The sequence below is a fragment of the Mycobacterium sp. NPDC050441 genome, assembly GCF_040655355.1.
GTDB lineage: Bacteria > Actinomycetota > Actinomycetes > Mycobacteriales > Mycobacteriaceae > Mycobacterium.
On sequence record NZ_JBFAJS010000003.1, the window covers coordinates 554887 to 570290 of the forward strand.

The following is a 15404-nucleotide window of genomic DNA, read 5'->3' on the forward strand; positions in this document are numbered from 1 at the left end:
CCAGCCGCCAACTGCGGCTGGCAGTTAGGAGGAATCAACCCAATGACCGAGGTTGTCAACGCGGGCCAAAAATCCGCACCTGATACGTCATCGGACGGCCGTCCGGCCAAATTACGCGGACACCTCGGCGTGCCCGCGATCGTGCTGATGGTCGTGGCAGCCTCGGCGCCACTGTCGACCATCGGCGGCAATGTGCCGATCGCGATGGCACTGGGCAACACCACCGGTATCCCCGTCGCCTTCATCGTCGCGGGCGTCATCTTCGGACTGTTCGCGGCCAGCTTCGTCGCGATGTCGAAGTACGTCACCGACGCCGGGGCGTTCTACGCCTACATCCGCGAGTCGCTCGGCCGGGCGGCCGGAACCGGTGCGGCCGTGCTCGCGCTCCCGGCCTACATGGCGACCCTGATCGCCGTGGCCGCTTACGACGGCGTCATCCTCAACGAGCTGATCACGCGGTTCGGTGGACCTGATATCCCATGGTGGTTGTTGACCGGCGTGGTGCTGGCGGCCGTCGCCTGGCTCGGATACCGCGACATCGACCTCAGCGCCAAGGTGCTCGGTGTCTTCCTGGTGTCCGAGGTCGCGATCCTCATGGTGTTGGATCTGGTCATCGTGGTGCGCGGCGGTGAGCACGGCCTGACCGGCGACTCGTTCACCCCGCAGGGCATCGCCGGCGGATTCGGTATCGCGCTGCTGTACGCCCTGTGGGGATTCGTCGGCGTCGAGGCGACCGCGGTCTTCCGGGACGAGGCCAAGGATCCCGATCGCACGGTGCCCCGGGCCACCTACTGGGCGGTGGGCATCGTCGCCATCTTCTACGCCTTCACCAGCTGGGCCCTCGTCGAGGGCAACGGTGGGCACGACGCCATCAAGCTGGCCACCGACGATCCCGACAACTTCATGGTCAACACCGCCGGCAAGTACCTCGGCATGGTCGGACGTGACCTCAACACCATCCTGTGGTCGGTCAGTGTCTTCGCATGTGCCCTCGCGTTCCACAACATCGCGTCGCGATACGCGTTCGTGCTGGGACAGAGCGGCGTGTTCTCCAAGAAGATCGGCAAGGTGCACGAGCGGCACGGCTCCCCGTCGAACGCGTCGCTGGTGATCACCGTGGCCTCGTTCGTCGTCATGGGTGTCTGCGCAGCGCTGCAGCTGGACCCGGTGTTGCAGATCTTCGGACCGGGCGGTGGCCTGGGTATCCTGGCCCTGGCGCTGCTGTGGCTGCTGACCACGATCTCGGTGGTGCTCTTCTTCATCCGGCGCGGCAACTCGACCGGCAAGGTGGTGCTGGCCTCGTTCGCAACGCTCGCCCTGGCCGCGGCCCTGGTGCTGGTGGTGTCCAACTTGACCCTGGTGGTCGGTGGCACTCCCACCCTGGCGGCGATCTTCGGTGTGATGCCACTGGTGTTCTTCGCGGTCGGCATGCTGCTGAGCCGACGGTCCACCGGGGAACTGGCCTCGATATCGTCGGTCGGCTGAACAAACCCCGGCGTCGGTGGCCACCTGCCGGGCAGGTGGCCACTGGCGTGACTGGTCGCTGATACCGTCGGCTTCTACGTACCGCCGAGCAGTTGATCAGAAGGGAAGCGGCATGTCCGAGGACTCGTCGCTGAGCGTAGCGGCGGTCTTGACGATTCCACCCCTGGACCAGGGTTCAGTGGTCGCGGGCCACCGCGGACTGGCCCGCGAGGTCCGCTGGGTGGACATCATCCACGCGCCCGCCGAGGACTTCGTCCGACCCGGCGACCTGGTTCTCACCACCGGTGCCGACATCCACCAGCCGGGTGTACGTGAATTCCTCGTCTCTCTGGTGGCCTCACCGGCCGCCGGCATCATTCTCAGCCCACCCCCCGATGTGGATGCCCACGACCTCCTCGACCTGCTGATCCCCCTCGCCGATCAGCATGCATGCCCATTTGTGCTGCTGCCCTGGGAAATTGCCTTCGCCGACGTTCAGAAGACCATCCTGCCGCTGGTCGGTCCGTCCCCGCCGGACACCCGGGTCCAGATGGTCATCGGGCGCCGCGTGCGCGACGATGCCGGGTGGAGCGACGCCGCCGACAGATTCGCCAGGGCGCTGCACGAATTGGCACTCGCCGCCGGCCTGACGGTCACGTCGTCGGTCACCGACGATCTTGTAATGAGCCATTTCTCCTCGGCCCCAACGGAATCGACGGTATCCGGGTTGGTCGATTCCGCGCAGCGACTCAGCAGGCTCCCCGAAGGTCTCGCGACCTGGGCGCTGTTGGCACCCGCACATGGCCATGCGGTCGCCGTCGCCGCGCCTGTATCGCCGTCACTGCCTGAGGGACCGGTCGGTCCGATGCAGTTCGCCGAGGTGCTCCGTCAGCACCCGCGCAGCATGGCCACCGTCCTGCGAACGCTGCAACCACTCATCGAGTACGACAAGACCCGGCGTGGACAACTGGTGCACACCTTGGAGATCCTGCTCGACGAGGCCACGAACACCAGTGCGGCGGCGCGGGCGCTGTTCCTGAACCGGCATTCCCTGCTGTACCGGATCAAACTCATCGAGGAACTCACCGGGCTGTCACTGAAGAACCCCGCCGACCGTTTCCAACTGGAGGTCAGCGTGCGGGTGCACCACATCAACGAAGCGCGCTGACTACCGTTCGTACTGTCGCGGGTCGATCATCAGGTGGTCGGACACGTCCCCGACCATCTCCACATCGACCGTGCGCTCGGTGAAAAACCAACCGTGTTCGTCACGGGCGAAGACGTCGGCGTAGCGCCCGACCACGATCGGCTGCAGCGGCACGGTATCGGTCTTCTGCACCACGCAGAACGTCGAGCGGGAGGTGGCCCGCTCACCGTCGACGTCGACGATGGGGTTAAGCACCAGATGCCGGGTGCGTGGAGTATTGCCGTGCTCGGGGAACCGACGGGTGCTGGCGGCGAACAGGCCGGCGATCGCCGACGCCCCCGCCACCCCCATGAACGCGCCACGTCCCAGCAGCTTCCCGACCCCGTCGAAGTCGCCGGCGTCGATCAGCTCGGCGTAGCGGTACAGCAGCTCGGTGACCTCAAGCTTGTCCGCGACCGTCGATGTCATGCCACCTGCCCTTTCACCACCGGAAGTCCCGGATCACTGGCCGCATCCAACGGCGACGGTTCCGCCCCGGCGGCGATCAAGTGTGCCGCGAACGAGGCGATCATCGCGCCGTTGTCGGTACACAACCGCGGCCGCGGCACCCGCAGCGTCAGACCCGCCGCCGCGCAGCGTTCCTCGGCTAGTTCACGAAGTCGGGAATTGGCCGCCACCCCGCCCGCGATCAGCAGCGTGGACACCCCCAGATCGGTGGCAGCGCGGACGGCCTTGGCGGTCAGCACATCGGCGACGGCTTCCTGGAAGCCGGCCGCGACGTCGGCCTGCGAGGCCTCCGGGTGACCCTCCACGTAGCGGGCCACCGCTGTCTTGAGCCCCGAGAAGCTGAACACGTACGGGTCATCACGCGGGCCGGTCATCCCCCGCGGGAAGACGATGGCGTCGCGGTCCCCGGTGCGGGCCAGCTCGTCGAGCACCCTTCCACCGGGATAGCCCAGTCCGAGCAGCCGGGCCACCTTGTCGTAGGCCTCGCCGGCGGCGTCGTCGACGGTGCTGCCCAGCTCGATCATCGGCTCCCCCAGCGACCGCACATGCAGCAGGTGGGTGTGCCCGCCTGAGACCAGCAGGCCCACGCTCTCGGGCAGTGGCCCGTGGTCGTACACGTCGGCGGCCAGGTGCCCGCCCAGATGGTTGACCCCGTAGAACGGGACGTCCCAACCGGCCGCGTATGCCTTGGCCGCAGCCACCCCGACCAGCAGTGCCCCGGCCAACCCGGGCCCGATGGTCGCGGCGACGACGTCGGGCCGGGCGATGCCCGCGGTGTCCAGGGCGCGGCGCATCGTCGGCCCCAGAGCCTCCAGGTGTGCGCGCGAGGCGATCTCGGGCACGACGCCGCCGTAGCGGGCGTGCTCGTCGACGCTGGAGGCGACTTCGTCCGCCAGCAGCTTCACCGTCCCGTCGTCAGCAAGCTCGGCGATGCCGACTCCGGTTTCGTCACAGGAACTTTCGATGGCCAGGATGATCATGTCGGGTCCCCTTGGGGAAGGCGTTGCATGGTGTAGGCGTCGGCCCCGCTGACGCGGTAGTACCGTTTGCGCAGGCCGATGTTGACGAATCCGGCGCTCTCATACAGCGCGATGGCCGGTTCGTTGTCGGTGCGGACCTCCAGGAAAATTGTTCCGCCGGAAGCGAAGCCGAGCATGTCGTCGAGCAGCCGACGCCCGATCCCCTGCCCCTGAAATTCGGGGTCGACGCCGATGGTGTGGATCTCGTACTCATACGGGCGCATTCGGCCCAGCCGGGCGATTCCGGCATAGCCGACGAGCACGCCGTCGCTGCGGGCCGCCAGGTAGCGATTGTGCTTGGCGTCGAGCTCGGCCAGGAATGCGGTGGCCGGCCAGGGATCGTCACCGGCGAACAGCTTGGCCTCCAGCTCCGCGCACCGGGTGGCGTCGGCACGGGTAAGCGCATCGAACACGGTCATTTCCGCACCGCCGCAGAGGGTTTGGCGTCGGGCCGGCGCAGATACAGCGGAACCAGCGGCTGCGGGTCATCCCAATCGGTCACGGCGCGCACCAGGCCCGCGGGTGTCGGGTATACGAGGTCGAGCCGGGGCAGGGCGAACAGCGCAGCGTGCTCGGGGGAACCGGCCACCGCAGCGACTGAGCTCTGCAGTACGGCCGCCACATCGGCGGGTGCGTTGACGGCGGGGCCGTCGACCCGGACTCCGTCGCGGTAGTGCGCCCAGTACACCTCACGCCGCCGCGCATCGGTGACCACCAGCACGTCGCCGTCGGTGTGGACACCGATGGCGTCCAGGCTGCACACCCCGTGCACCGGAACGCCCAGCGCATGACCGAACGCCGCGGCACTGGCCATCCCGACCCGCAGCCCGGTGAACGGGCCTGGGCCGCACCCGATGACGACGGCGTCGAGATCGGCAACCGTGATGCCGGCATCGGATACGGCGCCGAGCACGTTCGGCGTGAGCTGTTCGGCGTGGGCCCGCGCATCGACGGTGACCCGTTCGGCCAGCGTGTGCACCGTGCCGTCCTCGGCCCGACGGACCACGCCTGCGCTGACCGCCGGGGTCGCGGTGTCGATGGTCAACACATTCATGGGGCGCTCCACTGCCAGATCACCGTGCGAGTCTCGGTTTCGGTGTCCCGCTCGATGCGGATGTCCAGGTGTTGTTCGGAAAGGCGTTCCGCCAGACCCTCACCCCACTCGACCACCACCACGGCATCGTCCAGATCGGTGTCGAGGTCGAGCGCGTCGAGTTCCCCCAGCAGGTCGACACCGGGATGGTCGAGTAGCCGGTACATGTCCACGTGCACCATCGCCGGGCGGTCCGCCTGCCGGGCGCGATGCACCCGGGCCAGCACGTATGTCGGCGAGACCACCGGCCCGTCCACATCCATTGCCTGTGCTATGCCCTTGGCCATCACGGTCTTGCCCGCACCCAGCGGACCCGACAACACCACCACGTCACCGGCTTTCAGCCCGGCACCCAGCGTCGCGCCCAGGGCGATGGTGTCCTCGGTAGTGGCGAGCTCGGCCGTACCGGCGCTGCGCTCAGCCACGGAACCGGACCCGATCGCGGACCCGGCGGGACAGCGTCACCAGTTTGGAGGGAGTGGCCCGCTCCACCAGACGGACCAGTGCGTCGTCGATCACCACGGGCTCCTCAAGCTGGACCAGATGACCGGCTCCCCCGACGATCACCAGCTCGGAGCGGGGTAGCTGTGCGGCCATGGCCTTTGAGTATTCCATTGGGGTGAGCAGGTCCCGGTCACCACAGGCGATCAGTGTCGGCACCTTGGTCAGCACCCGCAGGGCTCCGGCCTCGTCGTGGACCTCGAGGGCGTGCAGGAATTCGACCAGCGTGGTGATCGACGTGCCGTGCATCATCCGTTGGGAGAACTCGACCACGCTCGGGCTGACCGACTCGTCGCCGTAGGACGCCGCGCGCAGGATCGGCCCGACCACCGACCGGGCCGCGCCGCGGGTGCGGTGCACCGCGCCGGGGGCATAGCGGGCCAGGAAACGCACCGCCTCCAGCGCCGGGTTGCGCAGGATCTCCCCCAGCGGTGAGCGCGCCACACCTTCGACCGCCGAGGAGATCACCGCGGCGCCGACGATCTGTTTCGGGTAGCGGTGCGGGAACTGGCGGGCATGCGAGAGGACTGTCATGCCTCCCATCGAATGGCCGACGAGCACCGCGGGGCCGCGTGGAACCGTCACGGCCAGAACGGCTTCCAGATCACGCCCGAGTTGTTCGACGGTGTAGGTGTCCGGCGGCGCCGTCCCCGACTGGCCATGGCCGCGCTGGTCGTAGAACACCATCCGCACCTGTGGGCCCCACTGTTCGGCCAACCGGGTGCGCTGAAAATAGAAGGCGCCCATGCGCAAACAGAAACCGTGGGCGAACACCACCGTCAGCGGTGCGTCGTTGGGGCCCACCTCGCGCACGGCCAGCGGCACCCCGTCGTCGGTCGTCACCACGGAGCTGCGGTCGGCATCCAGACGTTCGAAATCCTCCCCCAGGTACGGATCTTCACCGCCGCTGCGCCGGGTCAGCGACCGCGCCACCGACCTGCCCGCCACCGTGCCCACGGCGGTGAGCCCGGCCGCACCGGCCAGCCACTGGGCATTGCGACTCAACGCTCGCGACCTGCCTGTAGGTAGGTGCGGGTGATCCGGCCGCGTGGGCTGGTGGCCACCTCGTAGTTGATGGTGCCGAGCAGTTCGGCCCAGTCCTGGGCGGTCTGTTCGCCCTGGGTCCCGGGGCCGAACAGGATGGCTTCATCGCCTTCGGCGACGTCGGTGGCGTCCGGGCCGAGGTCGACGACGAACTGGTCCATGCAGATCCGCCCGACGGCCGGGCAGCGCCTGCCGTTGATCAGCACCTCGATCCGCCCGCTCAACGAGCGGAAGATGCCGTCGGCATAGCCCACCGGGAGCAGCGCCAGCGTGGTGTCCCGGTCGGCGATCCACCGGTGACCGTAGGACACCCCGTCGCCGGCGTGCACCGAACGGACCAGCGCGACAGGGCATTTCAATGTCATGGCCGGGCGCAGACCCATATCGCCGCGCTCCGGGATGGGACTGAGGCCGTAGACTGCGATCCCGGGCCGCACCATGTCGAACGCCAGATCCGGGCGGGTCATCGCCGCGGGCGAGTTCGCGATGTGGGCCACCTCGAACACCACGCCCTGCTCGGCGGCCTGCTCGCGCATCGCGGTCAGACGCTTGCCCTGCAGCTCGTTGAACGGATTGTCGGGCTCGTCGCCGTGCACCAGGTGACTCATGATGCCGCGCACCCGGATCGCACCGTCGGTCTTGGCCCGGGCCAGCGCGGCGACCATCGCGGGGAAATCGGCCGGGCTGACCCCGTTGCGGCTCAGGCCGGTGTCGACTTTCACCGTGACCGTCGCGGCGCGGCCGGTCTGGCGAACCGCGGCCAGCACGTCGTCGAGTTGACGCACCGAGGACACCGCGATCTGCACATCGTTTTCCAGCGCAGGCGTGAAGTCGGTGCCCGGCGGGTGCAGCCAGCACAACACCGGGGCGGTGATCCCGCCGGCGCGCAGCGCTACCGCCTCGGCGATCGTCACGACCCCGAGTTCGGCTGCCCCGGCGGCCAACGCGGCCTTGCCCACCTCGACGGCGCCGTGGCCGTACCCGTCGGCCTTGACCACCGCCATCACCCGGGCCCTGCCGGCATGTTCACGCAGCAAGCGGACGTTGTGTTCGATCGCCCCCAGGTCCACCATCGCCTGCGGCGACGCCTGCGGGGTCAGCGATGTCGAGAGTTCGGTCGTCTGCATGTCATATCACCGCCGACCATTGTCCCAGAGGCACCGATCCCGGCAGATCAGCGGACCGGTTTCGATGCCTCAGTGCGCAAATGGCTGCAGGTCGTTGAACGCTCCACGCGGCTTGAGCGCGTCGAGCCGCCCGAGCACCGTGATCGTGTCCTCCTTGAGTGCGCGGGCCAGATCCGCCGAGAACCCCTCGCGCACGACGACCCGCAGCACCACGACGTCAGTGGCCCCCTCGGGCATGGTGTAGGCCGGCACCTGCCAGCCGAAGGAGCGCAATCCCTCCGACACGTCGAACTCGGTGTAGCCCGGTTTGCCCTTGAGGCGGAAGCTGACGACGGGGATGGCCGAACCATCGGTGATCAGCTCGAAGTGCTCACTGTCACGCAACTCGTCCCCCAGCCAGCGCGCCGTCTGCGACAGGCATTGCATGACCTGGGTGTATCCGGCCCGGCCCAGCCGAAGGAAGTTGTAGTACTGACCCACCACCTGGTTACCGGGCCGCGAGAAGTTGAGGGTGAACGTCGGCATGTCCCCACCGAGGTAGTTGACCCGGAACACCAGGTCCTCGGGCAGGTACTCCTTGCTGCGCCACACCACGAAGCCGATGCCCGGGTAGGTCAGCCCGTACTTGTGACCGCTGACGTTGATCGACACCACGCGCGGCAGCCGGAAATCCCACTCCAGGTCGGGGTGCAGGAACGGGACGACGAACCCGCCGCTGGCGGCATCGACGTGCACGGGGATGTCCGGACCCTTGTCCTGTGCGAGCTGGTCCAGCGCCGCGCAGATATCCGCGATCGGCTCCAACTCGCCCGTGTAGGTGGTGCCGAGGATCGCGACGACGCCGATGGTGTCCTCGTCTACCGCGTCGAGCACCTGCTCAGGGGTGATGACGTAGCGCCCCTCCTCCATCGGCAGGTAGCGCGGCTCGACATCGAAGTACCGGCAGAACTTCTCCCACACCACCTGGACGTTGGACCCCATCACCAGGTTGGGCGTGCGTCCCTTCCAGTCCTTCCCGACCTTCTCGCGCCACCGCCATTTCATGGCCAGCCCGCCCAGCATCACCGCCTCGCTGGAGCCGATCGTGGAAACTCCGCACGCGGCCGACGAATCCTCGTCGCTCAGCCCTTCGGCGTGGAACAGGTCGGCGACCATGCTCACGCAACGCGCTTCGATCGCGGCGGTGGCCGGGTACTCGTCCTTGTCGATCATGTTCTTGTCGAACGTCTCGGCCATGAGCTTTTCGGCCTCGGGGTCCATCCACGTGGTGACGAACGTCGCCAGATTCAACCGCGAGCTGCCGTCGAGCATCAGCTCGTCGTGGATGAAGCGGTACGCCGCACCGGGTTCCATCGCGTCGTCGGGCAGGCGCAGCGACGGAACAGGGGCCATCGCCAACCTGCCGGTGTAGGCCGGCGAGATATGGGGGGCGTGACGGTGCTTGTGCGACATGGAGATCCTTTTCTTCTACAGCGCGGCGATCGCGGCGCGGATATGGGCGAGGATGCGTGACGCCGAGGTCGGCGCCGGGTTGGGACCGGGATCGGCCGCCGAAAGGTTGGCGGCGCGGGCGTGGACGAAGGCTGCCGCAGCCGCGGCTTCGCCGGCAGGCAGTCCGGAGGCAAGCAGGGCGCCGATGATTCCGGACAGTACATCGCCGGATCCGGCTGTGGCAGCCCAGGATTGGCCGGCTGGGTTGAGATACGTGGTTTCCCCAGGCGAGGCGATGGCGGTGACATTGCCCTTGAGTAGCACTGTGGCGCCGAGTCGTTCGACAAGGCCGCGGGCCGCCGCCACCCGGTCGGCGCCCGGTGGATCTCCGGCCAGCCGCTCGTATTCGCCGGCATGTGGGGTGAGCACAGTCGGTGCGTCGCGGCCTGCGAGCAGGGCGGGGTCGGCGGCCAGCAGGGTGAGCGCGTCGGCGTCGACGATCACCGGAAGATCGGATTCGAGCGCGAAGCGCAGCGCGGACTTCGCGATGTCGTCGGTACCGAGCCCCGGTCCGACCACCCAGGCCTGCACCCGGCCCGCCTCCTGCGGGGTGGGCGCTGCGATCACCTCGGGCCAGTGTGAAAGCACCTGCGGCGCAGCAGTTCCCGCGTAACGCACCATGCCGGATGTGGCGGCCACCGCAGCCCCGGTGCTCAGCACGGCCGCACCAGGGTAGGTCGCAGAACCGGACAGCACGCCCGTCACACCTTGGGTGTACTTGTCGTCGCGTGGACCCGGGATCGGCCACAGCTCACGCACATCGGCCGCCTCGAGGCCGGCCAGGTCGGTGGGTGCCAGGTCCAGCCCGATGTCGACGAGTTCGACGCGACCGCACTCACCCAGCGCGTGTACAGGTTTCAGACCGCCGAATGTGACGGTCAGGGCGGCGCATACATGTGGGCCGTCGGCGGCGCCGGTCTGCACATCGAGGCCGCTCGGGATGTCAACGGCGACGACGGGTGCCGTGTTGGCCTCGAATACCGCCGCGGCGTCGGGGCGCAGCGGCCCGCGCCCGGAGATGCCGACGACTCCGTCGATCACCAGGTCGGTTGCTGCGGCGACGCCGGACACCACGCGACCCCCGGCCCGCCGGAATGCCGCCAGGGCCTCGGCGTGGGTACGGTCCGGGTTCAACAGCACCGCATCGGCCGCGGCCCCGCGGCGGCGCAGGAACGTCGCCGCCCACAGGGCGTCACCGCCGTTGTCACCTGAACCCGCCACCGCACAGATCCGCCGGCCTGCGACACCACCGCTACGCAGCCTCAGTTCCGTGGCGATCGCCGTCGCCAGCCCGTAGGCGGCACGGCCCATCAGCACACCGTCGGGCAGCGATGCCAGCAGTGGGGCCTCGGCGGCACGGATCGCATCGGCCGAGAAGTAGTACCGCATCAGCTCCCGCTCCACTCGAGGTGTGTTCGACTTTGCCGCGCGCCAACAGGTTACGTGTGTTTGCTCGGTGCAGTCACCGATTCGCTCCGACCAGGCCACCGGTGTCGCCGAGCGTCACCGAAAGTGACGGTAGGGCTGTTGCCGAGTCGCCGGAACGACCACTGCGTCACTTTCGCGCAGGCTGATCAGCTTCGTCGCCCGACGATGCGCGCGATTATGGCTGCGGCTTCGCGTAACCGGTCCGGTGGATGCGATGCGTACCCGAGAACCAGACCGGGCGGTCCGGGTAGCCGCCGGTGCCACGACACCGGATGCACGAGGACCCCGGCTTCACGCAGATCGTCCGCCAGCGCAACGTCGTCGACGTCCTCGGGCAGCGTGACGAGCAGGTGCAGGCCCGCCGCGACACCGCTCACCTTCGCCGCGGGCATCGCGACGGACAACACGTCCAGCAGTGCATCGCGGCGGGCGCGGTGCCGCGTGCGCGCCAGCCGGACATGCCGGTCGTACTCACCTGATTCGAGTAGCCGCGCGAGCACGAGCTGCGGCACGGTCGGGCTGCCGAGGTCGGTCGCATGCTTGGCTGCGACCAGATCCGGACGGCGCTGCGGGGGCGCAACCACCCAGCCCAGCCGCAGCGCGGGCGCCAGGCTTTTGGAGGTGCTCCCGGCGTACGCGATGCGATCGGGTGCCGACGGGTGCAGGGCCGGCACGGGTGCCCGGTCATAGCGGTATTCGGCGTCGTAGTCGTCCTCGATGATCAGCTCCCCGTCCCATCGGAGCAGCTCGCGGCGCCGATGCGGGCCGAGCACCACGCCCGTCGGGAACTGATGCGCCGGGGTCAGGAAGACGGTCGGTGCCTCCGTGGGGGCCAGCTCTGTGACGAGGATCCCCTCGTCGTCGACGGGTACGGGCACCGGGCGCAGACCCCAGTACTCGAGTTCGTCGACGGCCCCGCGCGAGCCGGGATCTTCGACGGCGATCGTGTCGAGGCCTTCACCGCGCAACTGCTGGGCCAGTAGTGCAACGGCCTGGGCGACACCCGCGACCACCAGGATGTCGTCGGGATCGACACGGAGCCCGCGGGTCCGGCCCAGCCACGGGGCGAGTGCCGCCCGCAACCGCGGATGGCCGCGCGGATCTCCGTAGCCGAGATCTTCCGGTGAGGTCTCGGCCAACACCATGCGCTCGGCGCGCAACCAGGTGCTGCGCGGAAAGGCCGACAGATCGGGCACACCCGGCGAGAGGTCGATGCCTTCGCCTACCGGCAGGCGGGGACGCGGCAGACGTGACACGGCCGGCGCCGTGGAGCCTGCCCGTGGCGGCCGGACCGGCTGCGTGAGCACGTGGGTGCCGCCACCCGCGTGCCCGCTCACCAGCCCCTCGTCGGCGAGGCGCCGATAGGCCTCGACAACGACACCGCGTGATACCCCCAGTTCGCCGGCCAGGATCCGGGTCGCCGGAAATCGGGTGCCTGCGGTCAGCCTCCCGTCGGCGATCGCCGTGCGCAGCGCGTCCGCGAGCCAGTCGGTGAGTCCGCGCGCCGGGGCGGTCGCCGGGTCGAGCTGCAGGAAGTCCGCGCCCGCAATTTGGTCCATGACAGATATCCAAACTTGGTTCTACTTGTTGGACCATATTGGCGTCAGCATGGGAGCATGTCCAGCCCCACCCGTGCCGGCCTGTCCGGCGCACTCGGCATGACGTTCGTCGGTGGCAGCGTGGCCGTCTCGGGCGCGCTCGCCGACGCGCCTCTGCACACCGCGCAGGCATTGCGCTACGGCATCGCGTGCGTGCTGTTGCTCGCCTGGGTCCGATTCACCGGCCAACCCCTGCGCCGCCCCCAAGGCACCGAGTGGCTCTGGCTGCTGGGTGTCACCGTCACCGGTCTGGTGCTGTTCAACCTTGCCCTGGTGCGTGGATCTCAGCACGCCGAGCCGGCCGTATTGGCGGTGGCAGTGGCGTGCGTGCCGGTGGCCCTCGCCGCCGTCGGGCCCCTACTCGAGGGGTACCGCGCCCGAACCCGGGTGCTGACTGCCGCCGTGGTCGTGAGCGTCGGGGCAGTCATCGTCGAAGGACTGGGCCATGCCGACGCGGTGGGCCTGCTCTGGGCGCTGGTGGTGTTCGGATGCGAGGCCGGCTTCACGCTCCTGGCCGTGCCGGTGTTGTCCTCACACAGCCCGGCCGGGGTGTCGGTGCACACGACTTGGATGGCTGCGGCGATATTCGGCGTACTTGCACTGAGTACCGAAGGGTGGTGCGCCGCAAGTTATTTCGATACCGGTGAGATTCTGGCGATCGGCTATCTGGCCGTCTGCGTCACCGCCGTCGCATTCGTCCTGTGGTACAGCTGCGTGCGCCGGCTGGGCGCAGGGCGGGCCGGCCTGCTCACGGGCGTGGCGCCGGTGGCAGCCGCCGTGATCGGCATACCGGTCACAGGCACCTTGCCCGCGGCACCGGTGTGGGCGGGCATCGGATTGATCGCCGCAGGGCTCGCATTCGGGCTGGGTGACGACGACGTCGTCGAACGGGAGCTCACATCGGGGGCTGGGAATCGACCTCGTCCCAGAACCGGCCCGCCCGCCGTGCGATCTCGTCCGGGTATTCACCGTTGATGGCGTGAGAAGCGTCGGGCCAGAGTTCGATCTGGCCGTGCGCCAGCAAGTCTCGCGCCCGCGCGACGGCGCGCGTCGGGTTGAGCATGACACTGCGGCCCGCGATCAACGCCAGCACCGGCACGTCGAGCCCTCGCAGCTGCTCGTCGCTGAACAGTTTCGGCATCGGGGTGTGCAGCGTGAAGTCCTTGGAACTCGCCGAGATCAGCGCGGCCTCGGTCGCAGCGGCTTCCATATCGGCGCCGCCGGATATCCAGCTCATCACCCGAAGGCGCCAACGCTCCGGGACGCCCGGCGCGAGCATCGCCACCGAGGCGAGTATCGCCTTGGCGGTGACACCGGTGAAGGTGAAGACCGGATCGAGCAGGGTGAGCGACGCGATCCGGCCGGGGCGATGCACCGCACCGTTGGCGGCGGTCCACCCGCCCATGGACACGCCGAGCAGATGGGCCTTGGCCAGTCCGAGGCCGGCCAGCGCCTCATCAAGCCACCGAGCCTGGTCCGGGCCGCTACGAATCACCTTGTGTTGCACTGACATACCGGCCTCGCCCAGCAGGTCGATGCCGTACACGGCGCGCCGTTCCAGCAACGGCCCGAGGTTGGTCTGGTACATCGGCGTCGACGCGTTGCGGCCCGGCAGCAATACCACCGGCGCACCGGCGTCCGGACCGGCGAAACGGTAGGCCCGCACCGTTCCGAACGAGGTTGGCACGTCGAACAATTCGAACGGCGGCAAGGCCGCCATCCCGGCCCGGTAGGTGCCCAGGAAGTGCTCGAACGCTGCGTCGGAGACGAACGCTCCCAGCCCACCCCTGTCCCACCGCCCGGCGACGTTGACTTTGGGGATCCGCAGGTCCATCCGTTCAGCCCAGCCGCACGATCGCGTCATCAGCGGTCCAGCCCTCGACCGGGCGCAACACATAGTGCTCGGGTATCGCCCCGGTTCGGTAGTACCGGTCGAACAGTTCGGCGGCTTCCGTGGCTTCGAAAACCTCGGCCGCATTGACAGTCTGGGTGCTGGTGGGCAACTCGATGGCCTGATCGAGCGCCGCGCCGTCAGAACCCGGGCGTCCGATGACGTAGCGCACCGACTCGACGCCCCACTGCCGCCCACCGCGTTGCCGGATCTCCACGGTGATCCGGTCCGGGCCGGAGCCCGCCGCCTGCAGATAGCTGCCCTCGTCTGCGATCGGGCTGAGGATCAGCGCGAAGTCGTCGTGACCGTTGAAGGCGCGCAGCCGACGGTCGAACGATCCCCCGGTTCCGCGCCCGGCCGCCCGGTCGATGGTGACAGCGCCACGCGTACCGGAAACAAACGTCAATCTGTGGGTGGGCTCGGTCCTGGCCCAGTACTCGGCCTGCACCTCGGCCGGCTTGCAGGACACCGACAACAGTTCGAACACGCCGCCGCGCGGTCCGGACATCGGCCCCTGCTCGCCTGCCGCCACCTCGGCATCGGCCAATGCCGCAGCCGCGTCACGGTCCCCCACCGCGATCAGGGTGACGATCTCGCGCAGCCGGTTGCGCGGCCGGCCCGCCTGTTCGGTCGGGCATGCCCGCACCGCGGTCAGATACGCGTCGACGTCTGGATGCGCCGCGATGAATTCCGCACTGAGCCGGTCGAATTCGTCGAGCATCGCCGCGATGACGACACCCGGGTCGTCAGTGGGCTGCGCCTGCACCGACCCCGCACCGATTTCCAGACCCGAGACGGTGAACGCACCATTGACGCGCAGGTTGAGCCGCTTGCGGGGACCACCCAGATCCTGGTCGGGCATGAACGCCGCCCACAGGATCTCATCGAGCACCAGGGGCTTGATTTCCGCGCGCCAGGTCAGCCGGACGGACTCGGCTTTCCTGTCGACACCGGCGATGGGGAGAAGCACGGCCACGTACACGTCGTCCGCCCGATAGACGGACCCGCCCACCGACTTCAGCCCGCGTGCGGTCGCCTCGTCCTTGATCCGTTGGTCCCAGAGCTTGCGAAGTTCCTTGGCAGTGGGCATCCGG

Annotated in this window: 15 protein-coding genes; 3 read left to right on the forward strand and 12 right to left on the reverse strand. The window is 68.7% G+C overall.

Annotated features, from left to right (window positions below):
* The first annotated feature begins 42 nt into the window (after positions 1-42).
* On the forward strand, positions 43-1485 hold the full coding sequence (locus tag AB0I14_RS11775; protein ID WP_358020608.1) for an APC family permease: 1443 nt from the start codon (positions 43-45) through the stop codon (positions 1483-1485).
* Between the two features lie 112 nt (positions 1486-1597).
* Entirely contained in the window at positions 1598-2632 is a 1035-nt protein-coding gene (locus AB0I14_RS11780; RefSeq protein WP_358020611.1) for a PucR family transcriptional regulator ligand-binding domain-containing protein, read from the forward strand.
* Here the strand turns inward: AB0I14_RS11780 and AB0I14_RS11785 are convergent, their stop codons facing one another.
* The 10 genes from AB0I14_RS11785 to AB0I14_RS11830 all read right to left on the reverse strand — a co-directional run bounded on the left by AB0I14_RS11785 (position 2633) and on the right by AB0I14_RS11830 (position 12380).
* Positions 2633-3079 carry a nuclear transport factor 2 family protein gene (locus AB0I14_RS11785; RefSeq protein WP_358020614.1) on the reverse strand — a complete coding sequence of 149 codons (447 nt, stop codon included), beginning with the start codon at positions 3077-3079 and terminating at the stop codon, positions 2633-2635.
* Complete coding sequence (tsaD, locus tag AB0I14_RS11790; RefSeq protein ID WP_358020617.1) at positions 3076-4098, reverse strand: tRNA (adenosine(37)-N6)-threonylcarbamoyltransferase complex transferase subunit TsaD; 1023 nt, start codon at positions 4096-4098, stop codon at positions 3076-3078. Before tsaD ends, AB0I14_RS11785 begins: the two co-directional genes overlap by 4 nt.
* Positions 4095-4556: a ribosomal protein S18-alanine N-acetyltransferase gene (gene rimI / locus AB0I14_RS11795; RefSeq protein ID WP_358020620.1), complete on the reverse strand. Its 462-nt coding sequence runs from the start codon at positions 4554-4556 to the stop codon at positions 4095-4097. Before rimI ends, tsaD begins: the two co-directional genes overlap by 4 nt.
* Positions 4553-5191 (reverse strand): tRNA (adenosine(37)-N6)-threonylcarbamoyltransferase complex dimerization subunit type 1 TsaB, encoded by a 639-nt coding sequence (gene tsaB, locus AB0I14_RS11800; RefSeq protein WP_358020623.1) that lies wholly within the window; start codon positions 5189-5191, stop codon positions 4553-4555. The genes rimI and tsaB overlap by 4 nt, the downstream gene beginning before the upstream one ends.
* Complete coding sequence (tsaE, locus tag AB0I14_RS11805) at positions 5188-5655, reverse strand: tRNA (adenosine(37)-N6)-threonylcarbamoyltransferase complex ATPase subunit type 1 TsaE (RefSeq protein ID WP_358020626.1); 468 nt, start codon at positions 5653-5655, stop codon at positions 5188-5190. Before tsaE ends, tsaB begins: the two co-directional genes overlap by 4 nt.
* A complete protein-coding gene (locus AB0I14_RS11810; RefSeq protein ID WP_358020629.1) occupies positions 5648-6736 on the reverse strand; it encodes an alpha/beta hydrolase in 1089 nt (362 codons plus the stop codon). Before AB0I14_RS11810 ends, tsaE begins: the two co-directional genes overlap by 8 nt.
* Positions 6733-7902 carry an alanine racemase gene (gene alr / locus AB0I14_RS11815; RefSeq protein WP_358020631.1) on the reverse strand — a complete coding sequence of 390 codons (1170 nt, stop codon included), beginning with the start codon at positions 7900-7902 and terminating at the stop codon, positions 6733-6735. The genes AB0I14_RS11810 and alr overlap by 4 nt, the downstream gene beginning before the upstream one ends.
* 69 nt (positions 7903-7971) lie before the next feature.
* The gene (locus AB0I14_RS11820) at positions 7972-9354 is read right to left on the reverse strand and encodes a glutamate decarboxylase (protein WP_358020634.1); all 1383 of its coding nucleotides are present in this window, start codon (positions 9352-9354) and stop codon (positions 7972-7974) included.
* Positions 9355-9369: 15 nt separating this feature from the next.
* Positions 9370-10782, reverse strand: coding sequence for an NAD(P)H-hydrate dehydratase (locus tag AB0I14_RS11825; RefSeq protein WP_358021273.1), 1413 nt, complete (start codon positions 10780-10782; stop codon positions 9370-9372).
* 185 nt (positions 10783-10967) lie between these two features.
* Complete coding sequence (locus AB0I14_RS11830) at positions 10968-12380, reverse strand: PLP-dependent aminotransferase family protein (RefSeq protein ID WP_358020637.1); 1413 nt, start codon at positions 12378-12380, stop codon at positions 10968-10970.
* A 57-nt stretch (positions 12381-12437) separates the two neighbouring features.
* Here AB0I14_RS11830 and AB0I14_RS11835 point away from each other — a divergent pair, with 57 nt between their 5' ends.
* Positions 12438-13394, forward strand: a complete 957-nt coding sequence (locus AB0I14_RS11835; protein WP_358020638.1) for a DMT family transporter — start codon at positions 12438-12440, stop codon at positions 13392-13394.
* Here AB0I14_RS11835 and AB0I14_RS11840 read toward each other — a convergent pair.
* Both AB0I14_RS11840 and AB0I14_RS11845 read right to left on the reverse strand, forming a co-directional pair.
* The gene (locus AB0I14_RS11840) at positions 13315-14253 is read right to left on the reverse strand and encodes an alpha/beta hydrolase (RefSeq protein WP_358021276.1); all 939 of its coding nucleotides are present in this window, start codon (positions 14251-14253) and stop codon (positions 13315-13317) included. The genes AB0I14_RS11835 and AB0I14_RS11840 overlap by 80 nt on opposite strands.
* 4 nt (positions 14254-14257) lie before the next feature.
* The gene (locus AB0I14_RS11845) at positions 14258-15400 is read right to left on the reverse strand and encodes a hypothetical protein (RefSeq protein WP_358020641.1); all 1143 of its coding nucleotides are present in this window, start codon (positions 15398-15400) and stop codon (positions 14258-14260) included.
* Between the last annotated feature and the right edge of the window lie 4 nt (positions 15401-15404).

Bases quoted from the DNA above. Each gene is read 5' to 3' on its own strand.
- AB0I14_RS11775 (WP_358020608.1), top strand. From the start codon at position 43: ATGACCGAGGTTGTCAACGCGGGCCAAAAATCCGCACCTGATACGTCA.
- AB0I14_RS11780 (WP_358020611.1), top strand. From the start codon at position 1,598: ATGTCCGAGGACTCGTCGCTGAGCGTAGCGGCGGTCTTGACGATTCCA.
- AB0I14_RS11785 (WP_358020614.1), bottom strand. From the start codon at position 3,079: ATGACATCGACGGTCGCGGACAAGCTTGAGGTCACCGAGCTGCTGTAC.
- tsaD (WP_358020617.1), bottom strand. From the start codon at position 4,098: ATGATCATCCTGGCCATCGAAAGTTCCTGTGACGAAACCGGAGTCGGC.
- rimI (WP_358020620.1), bottom strand. From the start codon at position 4,556: ATGACCGTGTTCGATGCGCTTACCCGTGCCGACGCCACCCGGTGCGCG.
- tsaB (WP_358020623.1), bottom strand. From the start codon at position 5,191: ATGAATGTGTTGACCATCGACACCGCGACCCCGGCGGTCAGCGCAGGC.
- alr (WP_358020631.1), bottom strand. From the start codon at position 7,902: ATGCAGACGACCGAACTCTCGACATCGCTGACCCCGCAGGCGTCGCCG.
- AB0I14_RS11820 (WP_358020634.1), bottom strand. From the start codon at position 9,354: ATGTCGCACAAGCACCGTCACGCCCCCCATATCTCGCCGGCCTACACC.
- AB0I14_RS11825 (WP_358021273.1), bottom strand. From the start codon at position 10,782: ATGCGGTACTACTTCTCGGCCGATGCGATCCGTGCCGCCGAGGCCCCA.
- AB0I14_RS11830 (WP_358020637.1), bottom strand. From the start codon at position 12,380: ATGGACCAAATTGCGGGCGCGGACTTCCTGCAGCTCGACCCGGCGACC.
- AB0I14_RS11835 (WP_358020638.1), top strand. From the start codon at position 12,438: ATGTCCAGCCCCACCCGTGCCGGCCTGTCCGGCGCACTCGGCATGACG.
- AB0I14_RS11840 (WP_358021276.1), bottom strand. From the start codon at position 14,253: ATGGACCTGCGGATCCCCAAAGTCAACGTCGCCGGGCGGTGGGACAGG.
- AB0I14_RS11845 (WP_358020641.1), bottom strand. From the start codon at position 15,400: ATGCCCACTGCCAAGGAACTTCGCAAGCTCTGGGACCAACGGATCAAG.